Origin of the sequence: Flavivirga eckloniae (assembly GCF_002886045.1) — a bacterium.
Taxonomy (GTDB): domain Bacteria; phylum Bacteroidota; class Bacteroidia; order Flavobacteriales; family Flavobacteriaceae; genus Flavivirga; species Flavivirga eckloniae.
Map to the genome: position 1 here is coordinate 740,552 of NZ_CP025791.1, position 18,101 is coordinate 758,652.

13 protein-coding genes are annotated in these 18,101 nt (G+C 35.3%); 2 read left to right on the forward strand and 11 right to left on the reverse strand.

The genetic code is table 11. From position 1 onward, the window contains the following. Window positions 1–43: 43 nt before the first annotated feature. The 3 genes from C1H87_RS03100 to mnmA are packed head-to-tail and all read right to left on the reverse strand — an operon-like array spanning window position 44 to window position 3,803. Window positions 44–985: an NAD(P)H-dependent flavin oxidoreductase gene (locus C1H87_RS03100; RefSeq protein ID WP_102754415.1), complete on the reverse strand. Its 942-nt coding sequence runs from the start codon at window positions 983–985 to the stop codon at window positions 44–46. Further along, complete coding sequence (locus tag C1H87_RS03105) at window positions 986–2,590, reverse strand: S8 family serine peptidase (protein WP_102754416.1); 1,605 nt, start codon at window positions 2,588–2,590, stop codon at window positions 986–988. A gap of 25 nt (window positions 2,591–2,615) precedes the next feature. Next, the gene (gene mnmA / locus C1H87_RS03110; protein ID WP_102754417.1) at window positions 2,616–3,803 is read right to left on the reverse strand and encodes a tRNA 2-thiouridine(34) synthase MnmA; all 1,188 of its coding nucleotides are present in this window, start codon (window positions 3,801–3,803) and stop codon (window positions 2,616–2,618) included. A gap of 188 nt (window positions 3,804–3,991) precedes the next feature. Here mnmA and C1H87_RS03115 point away from each other — a divergent pair, with 188 nt between their 5' ends. Then, a complete protein-coding gene (locus C1H87_RS03115) occupies window positions 3,992–6,259 on the forward strand; it encodes a fasciclin domain-containing protein (RefSeq protein WP_233783319.1) in 2,268 nt (755 codons plus the stop codon). 65 nt (window positions 6,260–6,324) lie between these two features. On the opposite strand, the gene C1H87_RS03120 is transcribed toward C1H87_RS03115, so the two are convergent. From C1H87_RS03120 to C1H87_RS03130, 3 genes are all read right to left on the reverse strand, one after another. Then, window positions 6,325–7,059 carry a toxin-antitoxin system YwqK family antitoxin gene (locus tag C1H87_RS03120; RefSeq protein WP_102754418.1) on the reverse strand — a complete coding sequence of 245 codons (735 nt, stop codon included), beginning with the start codon at window positions 7,057–7,059 and terminating at the stop codon, window positions 6,325–6,327. Between the two features lie 225 nt (window positions 7,060–7,284). Next, complete coding sequence (gene yidC / locus C1H87_RS03125) at window positions 7,285–9,192, reverse strand: membrane protein insertase YidC (protein WP_102754419.1); 1,908 nt, start codon at window positions 9,190–9,192, stop codon at window positions 7,285–7,287. A gap of 96 nt (window positions 9,193–9,288) precedes the next feature. Then, window positions 9,289–10,926, reverse strand: a complete 1,638-nt coding sequence (locus C1H87_RS03130; RefSeq protein WP_102754420.1) for a CTP synthase — start codon at window positions 10,924–10,926, stop codon at window positions 9,289–9,291. Window positions 10,927–11,251: 325 nt separating this feature from the next. Here C1H87_RS03130 and C1H87_RS03135 point away from each other — a divergent pair, with 325 nt between their 5' ends. Continuing rightward, on the forward strand, window positions 11,252–11,884 hold the full coding sequence (locus C1H87_RS03135; RefSeq protein ID WP_158655107.1) for a hypothetical protein: 633 nt from the start codon (window positions 11,252–11,254) through the stop codon (window positions 11,882–11,884). A 46-nt stretch (window positions 11,885–11,930) separates the two neighbouring features. Here the strand turns inward: C1H87_RS03135 and C1H87_RS03140 are convergent, their stop codons facing one another. The 5 genes from C1H87_RS03140 to C1H87_RS03160 all read right to left on the reverse strand — a co-directional run bounded on the left by C1H87_RS03140 (window position 11,931) and on the right by C1H87_RS03160 (window position 18,046). Continuing rightward, window positions 11,931–12,158 carry a DUF3820 family protein gene (locus C1H87_RS03140; protein ID WP_102754422.1) on the reverse strand — a complete coding sequence of 76 codons (228 nt, stop codon included), beginning with the start codon at window positions 12,156–12,158 and terminating at the stop codon, window positions 11,931–11,933. Between the two features lie 3 nt (window positions 12,159–12,161). Continuing rightward, window positions 12,162–12,641, reverse strand: coding sequence for a DUF922 domain-containing protein (locus C1H87_RS03145; protein ID WP_233783321.1), 480 nt, complete (start codon window positions 12,639–12,641; stop codon window positions 12,162–12,164). A gap of 206 nt (window positions 12,642–12,847) precedes the next feature. Then, window positions 12,848–14,785, reverse strand: coding sequence for a LysM peptidoglycan-binding domain-containing protein (locus C1H87_RS03150; RefSeq protein WP_102754423.1), 1,938 nt, complete (start codon window positions 14,783–14,785; stop codon window positions 12,848–12,850). Window positions 14,786–15,078: 293 nt separating this feature from the next. Continuing rightward, window positions 15,079–16,614 (reverse strand): glutamine-hydrolyzing GMP synthase, encoded by a 1,536-nt coding sequence (gene guaA / locus C1H87_RS03155; RefSeq protein ID WP_102754424.1) that lies wholly within the window; start codon window positions 16,612–16,614, stop codon window positions 15,079–15,081. 61 nt (window positions 16,615–16,675) lie between these two features. Then, window positions 16,676–18,046, reverse strand: coding sequence for a pyridoxal phosphate-dependent decarboxylase family protein (locus tag C1H87_RS03160; protein WP_102754425.1), 1,371 nt, complete (start codon window positions 18,044–18,046; stop codon window positions 16,676–16,678). Window positions 18,047–18,101: the final 55 nt, after the last annotated feature.

The window sequence follows — 18,101 nt, forward strand, 5'->3', positions numbered from 1 at the left end:
GCTAACGACTCAATAACTTAGTTTCTATTTTTTAAATGACCTCTTACAAACCAGCAACCACTTTTTTAGCTGCTTCAAATTCCTGTATCATGTCTTTAACAATTTGTGATACTGGTTTAATATCATGAATCAAGCCAGCAATTTGTCCAATTTCTAATTCGCCTTCTTCCAATTCGCCTTCAAACATGCCTTTTTTAGCTCTTGCACGCCCTAGTAAGGTTTTAAGTTCTTCAACTGTTGGGCCTGTTTTGTATAATGCTTGTACATCGTTAAAAAACTTATTCTTTATTAAACGTACAGGCGCTAATTCCTTTAGTGTTAATTGGGTTGCTCCTTCCTTGGCATCAACCACTACTTTTTTAAACGCATCATGTGCAGAGCTTTCTTCACTGGCAACAAACCGACTTCCCACTTGTACACCATCGGCTCCCAAAATCATAGTTGCCAACATGGCTTTTCCTGTAGCTATACCTCCTGCCGCAATTAAAGGAATATTAATATGTTCTTTAACCATTGGAATAAGTGTTAATGTGGTCGTTTCATCTCTACCATTATGTCCCCCTGCTTCAAAACCTTCGGCTACAATAGCATTAACACCAGCTTCTTGAGCCTTTATAGCAAACTTTACACTACTCACAACATGTACTACAGTAATGTTACGTTCCTGTAACCACGAAGTCCATGTTTTTGGATTTCCTGCAGAAGTAAACACGATCTTAACGCCTTCTTCTACAATTATATTCATGATTTCCTCAATATTGGGGTACAGCATAGGAACATTAACCCCAAAAGGTTTATCGGTAGCTTTTTTACATTTTTGAATGTGTTCCCGTAAAACATCAGGATACATAGATCCCGCACCTATTAACCCTAAAATACCTGAATTACTTGCAGCCGAAGCCAATCGCCACCCACTATTCCAAATCATACCTGCTTGAATAATGGGATATTCAATATTGAATAATTGCGTAATGCTATTGCTCATTTAATATGTTATAAATTTTATTGTTTTTGTCTTGTTTTCTGATTGAATTCTGGCAACATAAACCCCTTTCGACAATGAAGATACATCTATTTGGTTATTAGTACCTGTAGTAGTTTCAAGCACTTGTTTCCCTAAAATATTAAAAATAGTTACAGATAATTCACTTTGGTTAAAGCGAATCACTCCGTTAGTTGGGTTCGGAAATAGTTTTAAATCTTCATCCTCATCATAATTATCCACATCGCTAAGAGTAGTGTTAAGCGCTGCTTGCAAATCTGGGATACCATACCCCAAAAAATTATCGGGAGTACTGTATTTCGATGCAGACTCTCGAACCAACTGCATAATCTCTGCATTGGTTTTATCTGGTAATGCCTGCCATAGGCACACAACACCTCCTGCCAAAATGGGAGAACTAAACGAGGTACCGTTTGATGTTCCTATAACATCACTTTCGGTTATAACATAACTAGCCTGACCTTGAGCAACAACATCCGGTTTTTGGGTGGGCTGTGTACTATTTCCCCGTGAGCTAAACGCTGCATATGTACCATCTGCCTTTACAGCACCTATACTTAAAACGCCAGCAGCATCTGCCGGTGCGCCAACTATACCCCAACTACCACCACCTGAGTTTCCTGCAGAATTTACCAACAACATCCCTTTTTCAAAAGCAATATTCGCACCTTTGGTTATAAAAGTGGTATTGCCATCCATGTTAGCAGTTGTATGACTATAATTAACATTATCGTATGTAGTATATCCTAACGACGTATTTATAACATCTACCCCCAAACTATCGGCGCGTTCTGCCGCTTCTACCCAATAACTTTCTTCTACGGGATTTTCGCTTGAGGCATCTTCTGTAATAAATAAGTAATAGGACGCATCTGGCGCCGTACCAACGTATTGATTTTCAACATAACCAGCCATAGTACTTAATACCAAAGTACCATGATTGCTAGCTGTACTAGTATAAACATCGGCATCTCTATTAACAAAATCGTAATCATCCAGAATATTTCCGGCATCTCTTAGTCTTTGGAATGATGTCATGGTATTTACATTCGGAAAACCGGCATCTAAAACAGCAACCGTCATTCCCGTACCCGTATAATTTGCCAAATGCAATTCATGTCCATTAAACATTTCTATTTGGTTGGCTGCGTTGCCATATGTAAATATTGTAAAGGCGCTTTCTAATTTAGATTTACTTTTTCTCTTGACAAGTTTAATCGTGTTTAAACTTTTATTAGCAAAGTCTATACGGTCTATAAAGGAAAATGTGGCAGACAAACTATTAATATCTGTTTCGCTTCCTCTTACATGGACTGCATTAAACCATTTCGATTTTGCCATTACCGTTATACCTGTTGCTCCTTTAAGTTGAGAAATATAATTCTCATTAACAGGCACATCCCTTTCATCAATTAAAACATTATGGGAATTTTTTCTATCTATCGCTTTTTGAGTTAGTATAGAAATAGGATTAGCTATTGAAGCGGCAACATTTGGTTTATCTTTAAAATACACCCATGCATCTTCTTGCGCAGACGCATTAAACAGATAACTCAATAGCACCAAAACTAGTAGAGGTTTCTTCATAGCCAAAAGATTAAGTTATGGCAATTTAAGAAATTACTCCCGAACCTACTAACTCATCTTCTAAATACCAGGCTACAAACTGTCCTTCTGTGATTGCAGACTGATAAGCTTTAAATTCAACATATAAACCACTTTCAACTTTATGTAATACGGCTTTTTGAAGCGGTTGTCGGTACCTAATTCTTGCCATAACCTCCATGGTTTCGTCTAAGCCTAGCTCTAAATCCTCACGAATCCAATGCAATTCTTCATTGGTAACGAATAGTGCTTTCTTTAAAAGACCAGGATGTTCCTTGCCCTGTCCTGTGTAAATAACATTTTCGTCCACATCCGTATCAATAACAAATAATGGTTCTGCAGTACCACCAACAGCAAGTCCTTTACGTTGGCCTTTTGTGAAATAATGAGCCCCTTGATGCTTCCCTACTATTTTGCCGTAGTCAACTTTATAATCTATTTTACGCGATAAATACTTTAGTTTTTCTTCTTCTGAACTAAATTCGGTCTCAACATGATTAAAAACGTTTTGCTCTTTTGGAATTTCAACAATAACCCCTTCTTTGGGCTTCAATTGCTGCTGAAGAAAATCCGGTAATTTTACCTTACCTATAAAACACAACCCTTGGGAATCTTTCTTTTCGGCAGTAACCAAATCCAATTCTGTTGCTATCTCCCGCACTTCCGGCTTTGTTAATTCCCCAATAGGAAATAACGATTTAGCCAATTGATCTTGAGATAACTGACATAAAAAATAAGACTGATCTTTATTACCGTCTACACCAGCAAGTAACTGGTAAATTTCCTTTCCGTCTTTTTGAATCGTTCCTTTTCTGCAATAATGACCGGTAGCTACATAGTCTGCCCCTAGCTCCAAAGCTATATTCATAAAGACATCAAACTTAATTTCTCTATTACATAGCACATCTGGGTTAGGTGTTCTACCTTTTTCGTATTCATGGAACATATAATCTACAATACGTTCTTTATACTGCTCGCTTAAATCGACCGTTTGAAAAGGTATTCCTAATTTTTCGGCAACCAACATAGCATCGTTACTATCATCTAACCAAGGACATTCGTTCGATATAGTTACAGAATCGTCATGCCAGTTTTTCATAAACAAGCCAATAACTTCATACCCTTGCTGCTTTAACAAATAAGCGGCAACACTGGAGTCTACTCCTCCTGAAAGTCCAATTATAACACGTTTCATTTAAAAAAATTAGGGTACAAAGATACATATAATTTAGTGTATTTTTTATAGACAAGTATGCTAATGAATATATCGTCAAAAAACAATTTGTTTACTTATTTTTAAAAAAAGTTAAACAAAATTTGGATTTTTGTTTAACTTTTTAATACATTTGTTAAACAAAGTATAACTAAAAAAATATTCAGAGCATGAAATCATTAAATTTTTTCAGAAAATCAATGTTCTTTACTTTAGGTTTAATATTAGCATTCTCATGTAGTAATGATGATGATGCTAACATTCCTGATGTAGGCACATTAAATATTGTTGAACTGGCAATATCGTCACCCGACCTCTCTAACTTAGTCGCAGCTTTACAACGTGCAGATTTAGTTAGTGCTTTACAAACTGATACATTTACCGTATTCGCACCCACAAATGCAGCTTTTGACGCATTTTTATCAGATAATGGATTCGCATCTCTTAATGATGTACCTGTTGATGTTTTAAAACAGGTATTATTAAACCACGTTATTGAAGGCGAGTTTAACTCCTCTAGTCTTACTACAGAATACAAGAGTACTTTAGCTACCGAAAGTAGTACAAGTAATAACTTAAGTATCTATATAAATACGTCTTCTGGCGTTAAACTAAATGGAAACTCCAGCGTATCTGCTCCTAATTTGAAAGCTTCAAATGGTGTAGTTCACGTTGTTGATAAAGTAATAGGATTACCAACAGTAGTTGATTTTGCAATAGCAGATGAAACCTTTTCCACATTGGTTTCTGCTCTAACAAGAAATGATTTAACCTTCGATTATGTAACGACATTATCGACTCCAAACGGAACAGATCCTGCTCCTTTTACAGTATTCGCTCCTACTAATGCTGCATTTACCGACCTATTAACAGAACTCGGTGCGGCTACTTTAGATGATATAGACGAGCCTACCTTAAAAGCCACCCTAGATCTTCATGCAGTTGCTGGAGCTAATGTTTTAGCCGCTTCTCTAACAGATGATATGACAGTAACTACATTAGGTGGAGATATCACAGCTAATGTAACAGGTGGTGCAACATTAACTGATGCCAATGGTAGAGTAAGTGAAATTATAGTAACTAATGTACAAGCTGCCAATGGCGTTATACATGTAATAAATAAAGTTGTTTTACCTGAATTACCTAAAAATATAGTAGGTGTTGCTTTAGATACGCCTATACTCAGTAATTTGGTTGCAGCATTACAAGCTGCAGATGGTGATTTAGTAAGTATATTAAATGGTGTTGGACCATTTACAGTACTGGCGCCAACTAACGAGGCTTTTACTGCCTTCTTATCCGATAATGGTTTTGCTTCTTTAGGTGATGTTCCTACAGATGTATTAGCCCAAGTATTGTTAAACCATGTTATTGCCGGGTCGGCATTAAAATCTACCGATTTAACAGGTCTGGGTTCTGGATATACTTCAACTGAAGCGACAGGTGCCGGAGGCAATAAAATGAGTCTGTTTTTTGATACATCCAGCGGTGTAACCTTTAATGGTATTTCTAATGTTGACACACCAAATATTGAAGCTACCAATGGCGTTATTCATATTGTAGATGCCGTAATTGGACTTCCTAACATTGTTGATCATGCCGTTGCAAATCCTAATCTAACAAGTTTAGTAGGAGCTTTAACAAACGGTGGCAACACAACATTTACAGATTTATTATCAACTCCAGGCGAATTTACTGTATTTGCTCCTACAAATGATGCCTTTACAGCGTTTACAAACCCGAATGGCAATGATTTAAATGATATTTTGTCTAATCACGTTGTTGCAGGTGCTACAGCCGTATCTTCTGGTTTAACTAACAGCTATGTAAAAACTGCTGCTACATTTGGTGATACATCAAACAATTTAAGTTTATATATAAATACTGATAGTGGCGTAACCCTTAATGGTGTTTCTACTGTTGCTCTGCCAGATATTATTGCATCCAATGGTGTTATTCATGCTGTTGACGCTGTAATAGATATACCTACCATAGTAACATTTGCCACTGCAGATCCAACATTTTCTACCTTGGTAGATGCTCTAACCATATTAACCCCTGCTACAGATTTTGTAGCAACACTTTCTACTCCTAACGGAACAAACCCTGCGCCTTTTACAGTGTTTGCTCCAACTAATGATGCTTTTGCTGCCATAACGGTTCCAGCAGAACCGGTATTAACTCAAGTATTATTGCATCATGCTATTGGTGGATTGAATGTAACTTCTGGTGATTTAAATAATCCGGGAGATACTACAGCTCCAAGTTTAGAAGGTGATAACTTAACCATAACACTACCAGGTAGCGGTGATAACATTGCGTATTTAACTGATGGGTCTGGTGTGTCTGACATTGGAATAATAGCTGTTGATGTACAGGCTGGAAATGGTGTGATACATGTTATCAACAAAGTTGCAATCCCAAATTTGACAAATTAGTTTGGTTTGTTGATTGTAGGCAGTCGTTTTTTGGATTAAAATTGCCTATGAAAAAGGGAGGCTCCTTAATTTTTTAAGGAGCTTCTTTTTACATATTTATTATTTACTTTAACGTACTTAGATTTATACGTATAATCTTTTTCCTCTGTAAGTTTTCCATTTTCATAGTACTTCCATATACCATGCTTCTTTCCTTGTTTGTATGTTCCTTCTACAATCAAGTCCCCTTTAGGACTATAAGACTTTGCTAGCCCGTGCAGTTCTCCGTTAGCATAAGTGAATTCTTTTAAAACAATATTATCTCTGGAAAACCAAATAGAAACACCATCTAACTTTCCATCTAAATAGTTTTTCTTTTCAGCTATTTGCCCGTTAGGATAATATACAATGCGCTCCCCCTCTAAATTACCCTTATCGTTATAGTTTTCTACAGTTATTAGTTTATCCGGACCTCCTTTGTAATATTTCCATTTACCAATATATAATTTGCCATCCATTTGGCCTTCACTTAAAAGTGTCCCGCGTTCTGTGAAAAACTTAACATTAGCTTTATTATCACTTTCATTAAATTCCTTGCTGGCAGTTAATACGGCTTTCTTTCTAATATTCTTATAAAATTTGAATACTCCTATTTCCTTACCATGGGAAAAAGCACCTTCATACCTTAATATATCGGTGTTTTTAAATTTCTTTTTCCAAATGCCATGACGTTTTCCGTTTTCATCTAATTGATTTATAGCTTGCGAAAAACCTAAATTATAAACAACTAAAACAAGAAGCGTTATTATTACTTTTTTCATTTTTAAAGACTAACTATATTAAACTTTAATTTTTACCTGACTTAATGAAATGATACTATACAAACGAAAATATTATTTTCAAATTGTATAACAAAAAAGTTGCCATATTTAAATAACATGACAACTTTTAAGGAATTTATTCATAAAACATCTCGACTGCGCTCGATGTAACATTTCAACTTTTTAATAATTTTTAGATCTCCAATTTCTCTTGAAAAGAAATATTTACTTTTTTCTTTTTTGCTGTGCCTGCTTTTGTTTTTCTGCCTGCTCCATCATCTCCTGCATCTTAGCTTGGAATCTATTTTGTTTTTTAGGTTTCTTCTTTTTCTCTTGAATTTGAGCATGAATTTTATCTTCATCAAGAATATAATTCTTAATAACTAATATAATTCCGATACTAATTACGTTAGATATAAAGTAGTACAAACTCAATCCTGATGCATAGTTATTAAAGAAGAACAACATCATGATTGGCGAGAAGTACATCATATACTTCATCATTTTACCCATATCTGGCATACCTTCCTGCTGTGGCTGTGTATTTACCTGTTGCCCAGTAGTCAAACGCATGTAAAAGAAAATAGCAATGGATGCTAATATTGGGAATAGACTCATATGGTTCCCATAAAAAGTAGATATCAAAGGAATATTAACATCCCAAGTTAAGACAGAATCATACGATGATAAATCTTCTGCCCATAGGAAACTCTTTTGTCTTAAATCGAACGCAGATGGGAAAAACTGGAACAAGGCATAAAATACGGGTAACTGTATTAATGCCGGCAAACAACCTGACAGCGGACTGGCCCCTGCTTTGGTCTGTAATGCCATAGTTTCCTGTTGCGCTTTCATTTTATTGTCTTTATACTTCTCACGAATAGCATCTAACTCCGGCTTAAGTATTTTCATTTTCGCCTGAGACAAGAATTGCTTGTACTGTACAAACGACAATAATATTTTAACTAAAATAGTCATGACTACAATAGCAATACCATAAGGCATGAAGCTTCCTAAAAAGCTAAATAGCGGCATAAAAATGTAACGGTTAATCCATCCAAAAATCCCCCAGCCTAGAGGTACCAATTCATCTAGATTTCTATCGTAAGCATTTAAAATTTTAAAATCACTTGGTCCGTAATACCAATTTAAGTTATGATTAAGCTCGCCTCCTTTTAATTCTAAAGGAATTTTTGAAGCAAAATCTTTAGTATACACAGTATCTATCGCTTCATCTTCAACCAAGTTTTTCGAAGCTAACTTCGTACTTTTAAAAGGCGCATCTGTTAATAAAATAGAAGAGAAAAAGTGCTGCTTATATCCTATCCAGGTTACATTTTCTACAGTTTCTTCAGTATCACTCATACCGGTGTAATCATCTTTTCCTTCATCATATTCATAATGAATATCAGTATAACGGTTTTCGTACGAAATACTTTTGGCATGACGATACCCTTTTAGGTTCCAATCTAGATTTACTTCCTGAGAACTGTTAATAACATCACTTAAACCTTGAGAGCGAATGGTGAATCCCATCATGTAATCACCATCTTTTAACTCATAACGGTATTCCAAAAACTTACTTTCGGACACCTTAAGTTTCATAGAAACAATAGTGTTACCTTCATTTTTAGTTATGGTAGGCTCAAAGTATAAATCCTTGGTATTTAATATTCTACTGTCTGTGGTTCCGAAATTAATATTAAAAGATGCGTTATTATCCTTTACCAAATAAATAGGAGACTCTTTAAAATCTACAAAGGCTTTTAGTTTTACTTCAGAAAGATATCCCCCTTTATTATTAAATTTCAGTGCCAATAAATCACTTTCAACCAGAGTTTCTTTATCTGAAGCTTTTGCTGCCGAGTATGCAAATGCCCCAAGTTTGTTTTGTAATTTGACTAATTGAAGTGAATCTGTAACCTCTCCGGGTGTAAAATCCTCTGCGGTGGTTACTTTTGTTTGATTTTGTTCTGAAGCTTTTTTCTCTGCCTCAACCTGTTCTTGTTTTGCTTTTTCCTGAGCTTCTAGCTCTTCTGGAGTTGGCTGATTTTGCCAAAGCATGTACATTAATATTCCGAAAATAAGTAAAAACCCTATAATCGAATTAATATCTAATTTTTTTTCTTCCATTTAATATATTATCAGTTGGTAGGCTATCTTTAATTTAAATTATCAAGTAAATCCTTAAATAGGATAACAATTAGCTTATCAATAAGCTATCCAATTTTAATTTTGTGCCATACTGACACCTTTATGATTCTTTTTATGATTTAAAGCTGCTTTAACAAATGCCACAAACAATGGATGCGGATTAGCAACGGTACTTTTATATTCTGGATGATATTGTACGCCTACAAACCAAGGGTGTTCAGTAATTTCCACAATTTCAACCAAACCTGTATCCGGGTTTAATCCTGTGGCAATCATACCCGCTGTTTCCATTTGTTCTTTATAAGTACCATTAAATTCGTAACGGTGTCTGTGACGTTCTTTTATTGAATCGCTTTTATAAATATCGTGAACAATACTTCCTTTTTTCAAATCGCAAGCCCATGCTCCTAAACGCATAGTTCCTCCTTTATCTGTAATGGTTTTTTGTTCTTCCATTAAATCTATTACAGGGTTTTTAGAACCAGCTTCCATTTCTGTTGAGTTGGCATCTTCTAAACCTAAAACATTTCGAGCAAATTCAATAACTGCCATTTGCATCCCTAAACAAATTCCTAAGAACGGAATGTTATTTTCTCTAACAAACTTCACTGCTGTAATTTTTCCTTCTATACCACGCTCTCCAAAACCGGGAGCAACTAAAACGCCATCTAAATGACCTAGTTTTAGTTTAATATTATCTTCATTTAAATATTCGGAATGAATAGATTCTATTTTTACTTTAACCTCATTCTCAGCACCTGCATGAATAAAGGCTTCTAGAATGGATTTATAAGAATCTTGTAATTCTACATATTTCCCAATTAATCCAATAGTTACATCCGTCTTTGGATTTTTATGACGATGTACAAAACTATTCCATTTGGTAATATCTGGTGTAGAGCTTTCTAAATTTAATTGCTCTAAAACAACCTTATCTAAACCTTCTTTTAACATTAAATTAGGCACATCGTAAATTGTTGAAGCATCGATAGATTGAATAACGGCTTCTTCTCTAACATTACAGAATAAGGCCAATTTTCGGCGTAAATCTTTTGGTAAATTATGCTCTGTTCTACAAACTAAAATGTCTGCTTGCACTCCACTCTCCATAAGTGTTTTAACACTATGCTGGGTTGGTTTTGTTTTTAACTCACCTGCTGCCGATAAAAATGGTACTAATGTTAAATGAATAACTATGGCATTATCTTTACCTAAATCCCAACGAAGTTGACGTACGGCCTCTACATATGGTAACGACTCAATATCACCAACGGTTCCTCCTATTTCGGTAATGACAATATCATAATCGCCCGACTTCCCTAAAAGTTGAACACGACGTTTTATTTCGTTAGTAATATGCGGAACAACCTGCACTGTTTTTCCTAAAAACTCACCACGACGCTCTTTTTGAATAACGCTTTGGTAAATACGTCCTGTTGTTACATTATTAGCCTGGCTTGTAGGTACGTTTAAAAAGCGCTCGTAGTGCCCTAGATCTAAATCCGTTTCAGCACCATCTTCTGTTACATAGCATTCCCCATGTTCGTATGGGTTTAATGTTCCCGGGTCTACGTTTATATATGGATCTAATTTCTGAATGGTAACTCGATAACCTTGAGCCTGTAATAATTTAGCAAGCGATGCTGCTATAATGCCTTTTCCTAAAGACGATGTAACCCCTCCGGTTACAAAAATGTATTTTGTAGTTGTCATATTGCGCTTATAAACGCAGGCAAATTTACAAAATTAAAATAGTTATTTTAGAAATAGTTTTGTGTTATTTAGAGCGAGTTTTTAACAAAAAACAACATTTAGGTTATGTGAAAAAGCAACGAAATTCATTAATGCTAAATTTAGGTACTTAAAATGGTTTTATAAATTTTTATTAAATACCCAATACAGCAATCGAATACTCTTACAAAAAATATAAGTACTTAGTATTTCAGCTACAGTTTTTCAGTAAATACTCTTTTTTTCATTCTTTTTTTATTTAAAAGTATTCTTTTTTTTTATGTTTACTATTCATAAACCCATAGAAATGAAATACTTAACTCTCTCAATTTTATTAATTTCTAGTGTGTCTTTCTCTCAAGTAGGAATAAATACTATCAATCCAAATGCAATTTTAGATGTAAGCAGTACCACGCAAGGTATACTAATTCCTCGTGTGGCGTTAGTTTTAACAACTCAAGAATTACCAATAACCAATCCGGCCTCTGGAGCTTTGGTAAATGGGACACTGGTTTACAATACAGTAACCGTTAACGATGTACAACCCGGATTTTATTATTGGAAAGGCACCAGATGGGTTCCTTTGATTTCTAACCTGCATGAATATGATTTTGCGAGTATTAGTTTACCGTCTCCTTCCGGCACTAACGAAGATGTAGATTTTTTACTTGCTACCAGCAATTTCAATTCCAATATTTTTAGAATTGTACATTCTGGAGCTGAATTAGGAGGGATAACTAATGGAGCACATGGAAGAGTCATTTATATTTATAATGAAAGTGCAACGGATTTAAAAATTTTATCCCATACCAATTCAACATCTGTTGCCGCCAATAGATTTTCTACCGATGGTGATTTGGTAATAAAACCAGGAAATACCGCTATGGCAATTTATGATGGGCTTTACAAAAATCGCTGGAGTGTTATTAAATCGGATTAAATAAATTTGGAGTAACCGATATCATATTATCTGAAGAGAAATGGCACTACTTAGGATACTGCCTCTGAATATTCCGAATCAAGTCCTCCAGTCCATTCATTTTTAAATCGTAAACTTGAGTGAGCATATCACCTAATTTTCCTTTAGGAAATCCTTTGCTATGATACCAAACCACATAATGCTCGGGTAAATCTATTAAATAGCGATCTTTGTATTTACCATAAGGCATTTTAGTATGCGCTAAATCTATAAGGAATTGTTTGTCTGGAAGCATATTTTAATCTACCGATTTGTATTTGGATAGTTTCTTTAATTCAACAGCAATATAAGCTTCCCATTTTGCTTGAGCCTCAACATTTCTGGAATAATTGGTTTCCGAATCATACGTATTTTGCATCTGTGAAAGCTCTTTATTAATGGTATTGTGAAGTTGTTTTAATTGACTGCGTACACTGTTAGATACTTTAACTTGATCTATACGTTGTCTAAACTTACGCGCATGTAATTCGGTAATATTAAAATGCAGTTGTTCGTGTCCTAAAACATGTAAATCGGCCTCATCCTTTTTATACCATGATTTTTCTGGATAAAAATGAGCATGTACTTCGGAGGTATAGCCCACTACCCGATCGTCTGTTTTACTTACGGAAAATCCAAACGTAATACCAGATGCCGTTACAGCTACAGCACTTGTGTTTTTATTTGGTGGCCCTTTAAAATCCGACCAAGTTAGCTTATACGATTCATTCCAAGACATGACTGATTCATCCTGCTGAATACAAAGAAAGCAACATAAAATAAGAAAAGTTCTAATCACAGGGTTTAGTAATATTAAAATCGTCATGGCGAATAAATAATGTCGGTTATTTAATCAACAAATACGGCAGTCGTTTGTCTTCGACTGCACTCCGACACTTCTTTGCAATGACTTATGTCACGATAAAAACGTACGGTATGAATGCTTTATTGTTTAACCTCAACGATGGTTAAATCGTCATACTTCACCAAATACACCGTGTTATTATAATAACCACCAAAAAGTTTCTTTTTGTAGGCAAACTTATTTTCTACGTATTCGGTAAGTGGTGCCTTTTTAACAGACATATAAAGGTTTTCTGCAGATACTAAACGCAGCACAACATCCATAGTTAAGTCGAAACCTTTAACCGCTCTATTGTTAGGCGTAACATTGTAAACGTCGGCATATTTTTTCACAAAGGCATTATTGTCGTTTTCGTTATAAGTCCTAGACATGGTAGCAAAATGAAATTGTAAATCAGATAAATGCGTATTGTCTACTTCATCCCCTTCAAAAGCCGAATTACTATTGGTAGTAACCAATACAATATCTATGGCTTCTTTTCCTTCAAGGACGTTTTCCTTTTGAATTGATGCCGCCAAAATACTCGTCACACTAGAAACAAAGCCTGCATCTTGCGTTTCTAAAAACACAATATTTTTACCTGGCTTTAACTCACTTTGTATATCATCTCTCGTAACAAAATACATATCCTTGTCCTCTTTATCCTTTCTGGATTGTATTTGTTTTGCTCGGTTAAACTCTCGCTTTATATCATCTGAAACCTCTTTATGCTTAGCATCAGAAATAACAATAATATTACTGAGCAAGGTATCTGATTTTACAAAATTTACAACTCTGGTTTTTAACAAATCGTTAGATGGTCTGGATTGAAACACATTGTCGTACAACTTTAATTTTGTTCCAATAGGAGATATAATAGGCGTATTAAACTTTCGTAATTCCGAGGCAGCTTCTTCAAAATTACCTGGGGTTAACGGTCCTATAACAGCATCTATATTTTCGAAGTCATTTTCTTTAATGATATCCTTTACGCGACTTAGTTCATTTTTAGTATCGTATACATCTACTTTTAAAGAAATACCTAAGGTTTTTAAAGAATCTACGGCCATTAAAACACCCGAATGAAAATCTAACGACGCATCTAAATACGGATCTTTTTCAATACTTTTTCTGGCATCTGGTAAAGAATCGAAATCAACACGATTAAGCCTAAAAGGCAGCATAATTGCTATGTGTTTTGTATTAAAATCGATAATACTATCAACCAAATTGATTCTTTCCAAACCTAATCCTGTAGTACCATCTGCGTAATTAGAATAAGGTACTTTTAATATCATACCTGCCTTTAGTCCGCCCTCTTTTAAAATAGGGTTTAAGGCTTCCAGCTCTTCCTGTTCTAATCCTAATTTAATCTTTAACCTGTAAAATCCTTCTTTTGGTAATACTTTGTAATAACTATACGTTTCATCTACTTGTGCTTCTTCTTCATCTCCAATATTTGGCACCTTTAGTATTTGCCCCTCTTGCAACACCTCTCCCATATCTGGGTTAAGTTCTTCGAGTTCGGCAACTGTTATACCAAATTTATAAGCTATGCGCCATTTGCCTTCTTTTGGAAGTACGGTATACTCTTTTGTAAGTTTATCTTCTTCTTCAACTTCGATTTCCTTATATATTGGAATTCGAAGCTTATCTCCTTTTCGTAGAGGTTCTGCATACAAAAACTTGTTATGCTTTTTAATATCCTCTATGCTAATATTATATTGCTGTGATAAGCTGAAAAGCGTTTGTCTTTTTTTAGTTCTATGTTTTTTAAACCCATCTAATTCTCTAATCACAGTTATTTTAGGAGGTTCTGCTGCTTTTGATTTGGGAATGATTAAAACTGAATTAATTCTCAACTCCTTTTTAGCATCTGGATTTAGAGCATAAATATCTGAAGGCTTTACTAAGTATTTTTCAGCAATACTTTCAATTGTTTCTCCTTCCTTCACTTTATGAGTGCTATAATTTTGGGCCTGAACTGTACTAAAACTAAATACTAGTACTAGACATAAAACGAAAAAGAATTTGTTCATGTAGTTTGTTTTTTTAATTGTAATAAAAGCTTAATGCCCCATTAATTTACTCAGGACAAACAATCCTTCTTTTAAATTATACATATAGCATGCCAAAAAGAAAATATAATCCCCAAGAGTATATTATCGAACTCACTTATTATATACGGCTATTCGTAATAACCTAGATGATTTCAAAAAATAAATATAATCTATAAATATTGTAACATCCAAACTTAATAATAGCGTCTTAAATATTTTAAATTATTCTTAACATAATATGATACAAAATAATCTAAAAAACACTCACCCCATTATTCCCACTCAATGGTCGCTGGTGGTTTCGAGCTAATATCGTAAACTACTCTATTAACGCCTTTTACCTTATTTATTATATCGTTTGATGTTTTTTGTAGAAACTCATAAGGTAAATTTACCCAATCTGCCGTCATGCCATCCGTACTTTCTACAGCTCTTAATGCTACACATTTTTCGTATGTACGTTCGTCTCCCATAACACCAACACTATTTACAGGAAGCAACATAGCACCAGCCTGCCAAACTTTGTCGTACAGGTTCCATTCCTTTAAACCATTAATAAAAATAGCATCAACCTCTTGTAAAATACGAACTTTTTCTGCTGTTATATCGCCTAAAATACGAATTCCAAGCCCTGGTCCTGGAAATGGATGACGTCCTAAAAGTTCCGGATCTATTCCCAAAGTAGCACCTACACGTCTAACTTCATCTTTAAAGATAGCTCTTAAAGGCTCTACTATTTTAAGCTTCATAAAATCTGGTAATCCCCCAACATTATGATGACTCTTTATGGTTGCAGAAGGTCCGCCATTTGCCGAAACACTTTCAATAACATCTGGATAAATAGTACCCTGGGCCAACCATTTTACATCTTCTAATTTATGAGCCTCGTCATCAAATACTTCAATAAAGGCATTTCCAATAGCTTTACGTTTTTGCTCTGGATCTTCTATTCCTGCTAAAGCATCCAGAAAACGTTGCGAAGCATCAACACCTTTTACGTTAAGCCCCATACCTTCGTACTGGTTTAAAACTTTTTCGAATTCATTTTTACGAAGCAAACCATTGTTTACAAAGATGCAATACAGATTTTTACCAATAGCTTTATTTAATAAAACTGCTGCTACTGTAGAATCTACACCTCCAGAAAGTCCCAATACAACTTTACCGTTTCCTACTTTTTCCTGAATAGCTTCAACTGTTTCTTCAACAAAAGAATCTGGCGTCCAGTCTTGATTAAGACCAGCTATTTTTACTAAAAAGTTTTCTAAAATTTGTTTTCCGTCGGTTGAATGATATACCTCCGGGTGAAACTGAATGGCATAAGTTAATTCGCCTTCAATTTTAAATGCTGCATTTTCAACATCATGCGTACTAGCTATCAAACTTCCTCCTGTTGGCAATAGTTTAATGGTATCGCTATGACTCATCCAAACCTGACTGCCTTGTTCTACATTTTCAAAAAATTGTTCGCCGGTTTTAATGAACGATAGATTAGCACGACCATATTCCCTAGTGTTTGAAGGAGCTACTTCTCCACCAGAAAAATGTGCCAAATACTGTGCCCCATAACATACTGCTAAAAGGGGTTTTTCACCACGTATTTGAGATAAATCCGGATGTAACGCTTCCTCTCCTCTTACAGAATACGGGCTACCGGAAAGTATAACGGCTTTATACTCCTCTAAATTTGCTGGAATCTTGTTAAATGGATGTATTTCGGAATAAATGTTGAGTTCCCTAACTCGACGGGCAATAAGCTGTGTATATTGCGATCCGAAGTCTAAAATTAGTACCTTGTCATGTTGCATGCGCAAAAGTAATAATTGATTTTAGAATGACGAATTATGATTATCGATTTTTTTTAAATTTTTATTCCATAGAATCCAAAATCATCTCGATATCTTTCCCAGTCGTATCAGGATTAATAAAGCAGAACCTCGAAACGGTCTCATAACTATCCCCTGTTCTCCATTTTGTGGGAGTTACCAACGCAAAACCTTCTCTGTGGTTTTTATAAGTCCACTTGGTATAATCTTCTGGTTTCCAACCTATTCTTCTATACAGTACGCAAGACAAACTTGGTTCTCTAACCAGTTCCAAATAAGGACTTTCCGTTATCATTTTCCCGGCCATTTGAGCCAGTTCTATACCACGTTCTACAGCCTCTTTGTACCTATCTGTTCCGTGAGTTGCCAACGAAAACCATAAAGGCAAACCTCTTACCCGGCGTGTTAATTGTATTTGGTAGTCGGTTGGATTGAAACCATCGGCTCCTTCGTCCTTAAAAATATCGAGATACGACCCTTCTTGAGCATGTGCCTTTTTAGCCAATTCCGGGTTTTTATAAATAACGGCGCCACAATCGTAAGGCGAAAACATCCACTTATGCGGGTCGATCGTAATACTGTCTGCTTTTTCTATACCATTAAATAAATGTTTAACAGAATCGGCAGCTAAAGCACCACCACCGTAAGCAGCATCAACATGAAACCATAAGTTTTCTTTTTTACAAATATTGGCTATACCTTCTAAATCATCAATAATACCGGCATTCGTTGTACCACCAGTTGCTACCACAGAGAATAATCGTTTACGCTGACTCTCGGTTAAACCTTTAATCGTTTTTTCCAATTCTATTCCTAGCAACCTTTCCTCTGTATCTACCAACAACACATCCACATCAATAACCTTAGCCATAGCTTTAATTGAAGAGTGTGCCCCTATAGAGGTAATTATAAGTCCTTTTTCCCTTTTAAAAACATCGTTTTCCCTCCAGTGTTCTCTAGCCGTAACCATTGCAGAAAGATTGGCCGCCGTACCACCACTGGTAAAAACTCCAAATGCACCTTCTGGTAATCCTGTTAACGATACAATCCATTTCATGGCCTCATTTTCGCAAAAAATACCACCAGCACCCTCCATCCAATAAGCACCATGAATACTAGAAGCCGACGTTACCAAATCGAACATAATTGATGCTCTGGTTGGTGATGCGGGAACAAAAGCCAAATGCCTAGGATGATCTATTGGTACATTTGCTTTCATCAAGTGCTTTTTCCATAAATTAAAAGCATACTCTCCGCCAATACCTTTGTCTGTGATTGTTTCTCCTACGAGCTCTTTAAGTTTAGCTTCGCTTTTGGGTTTTCCTATCTTACTTTTGGTTGCAGAAATTCTATCTATAGCATACTTCATGACGTCCATTGTCATTTCAACCAATTCAATATCTATCTTATGCATTTGTTACAGGTTAGTTTGTTTGTAAATTTAATACTAACAGCTCAATTATATTATA

Bases quoted from the DNA above. Each gene is read 5' to 3' on its own strand.
- C1H87_RS03105 (WP_102754416.1), bottom strand. From the start codon at position 2,590: ATGAAGAAACCTCTACTAGTTTTGGTGCTATTGAGTTATCTGTTTAAT.
- C1H87_RS03160 (WP_102754425.1), bottom strand. From the start codon at position 18,046: ATGCATAAGATAGATATTGAATTGGTTGAAATGACAATGGACGTCATG.
- yidC (WP_102754419.1), bottom strand. From the start codon at position 9,192: ATGGAAGAAAAAAAATTAGATATTAATTCGATTATAGGGTTTTTACTT.
- guaA (WP_102754424.1), bottom strand. From the start codon at position 16,614: ATGCAACATGACAAGGTACTAATTTTAGACTTCGGATCGCAATATACA.
- C1H87_RS03150 (WP_102754423.1), bottom strand. From the start codon at position 14,785: ATGAACAAATTCTTTTTCGTTTTATGTCTAGTACTAGTATTTAGTTTT.
- mnmA (WP_102754417.1), bottom strand. From the start codon at position 3,803: ATGAAACGTGTTATAATTGGACTTTCAGGAGGAGTAGACTCCAGTGTT.
- C1H87_RS03130 (WP_102754420.1), bottom strand. From the start codon at position 10,926: ATGACAACTACAAAATACATTTTTGTAACCGGAGGGGTTACATCGTCT.
- C1H87_RS03120 (WP_102754418.1), bottom strand. From the start codon at position 7,059: ATGAAAAAAGTAATAATAACGCTTCTTGTTTTAGTTGTTTATAATTTA.
- C1H87_RS03145 (WP_233783321.1), bottom strand. From the start codon at position 12,641: ATGTCTTGGAATGAATCGTATAAGCTAACTTGGTCGGATTTTAAAGGG.
- C1H87_RS03140 (WP_102754422.1), bottom strand. From the start codon at position 12,158: ATGCTTCCAGACAAACAATTCCTTATAGATTTAGCGCATACTAAAATG.
- C1H87_RS03115 (WP_233783319.1), top strand. From the start codon at position 3,992: ATGAAATCATTAAATTTTTTCAGAAAATCAATGTTCTTTACTTTAGGT.
- C1H87_RS03100 (WP_102754415.1), bottom strand. From the start codon at position 985: ATGAGCAATAGCATTACGCAATTATTCAATATTGAATATCCCATTATT.
- C1H87_RS03135 (WP_158655107.1), top strand. From the start codon at position 11,252: ATGAAATACTTAACTCTCTCAATTTTATTAATTTCTAGTGTGTCTTTC.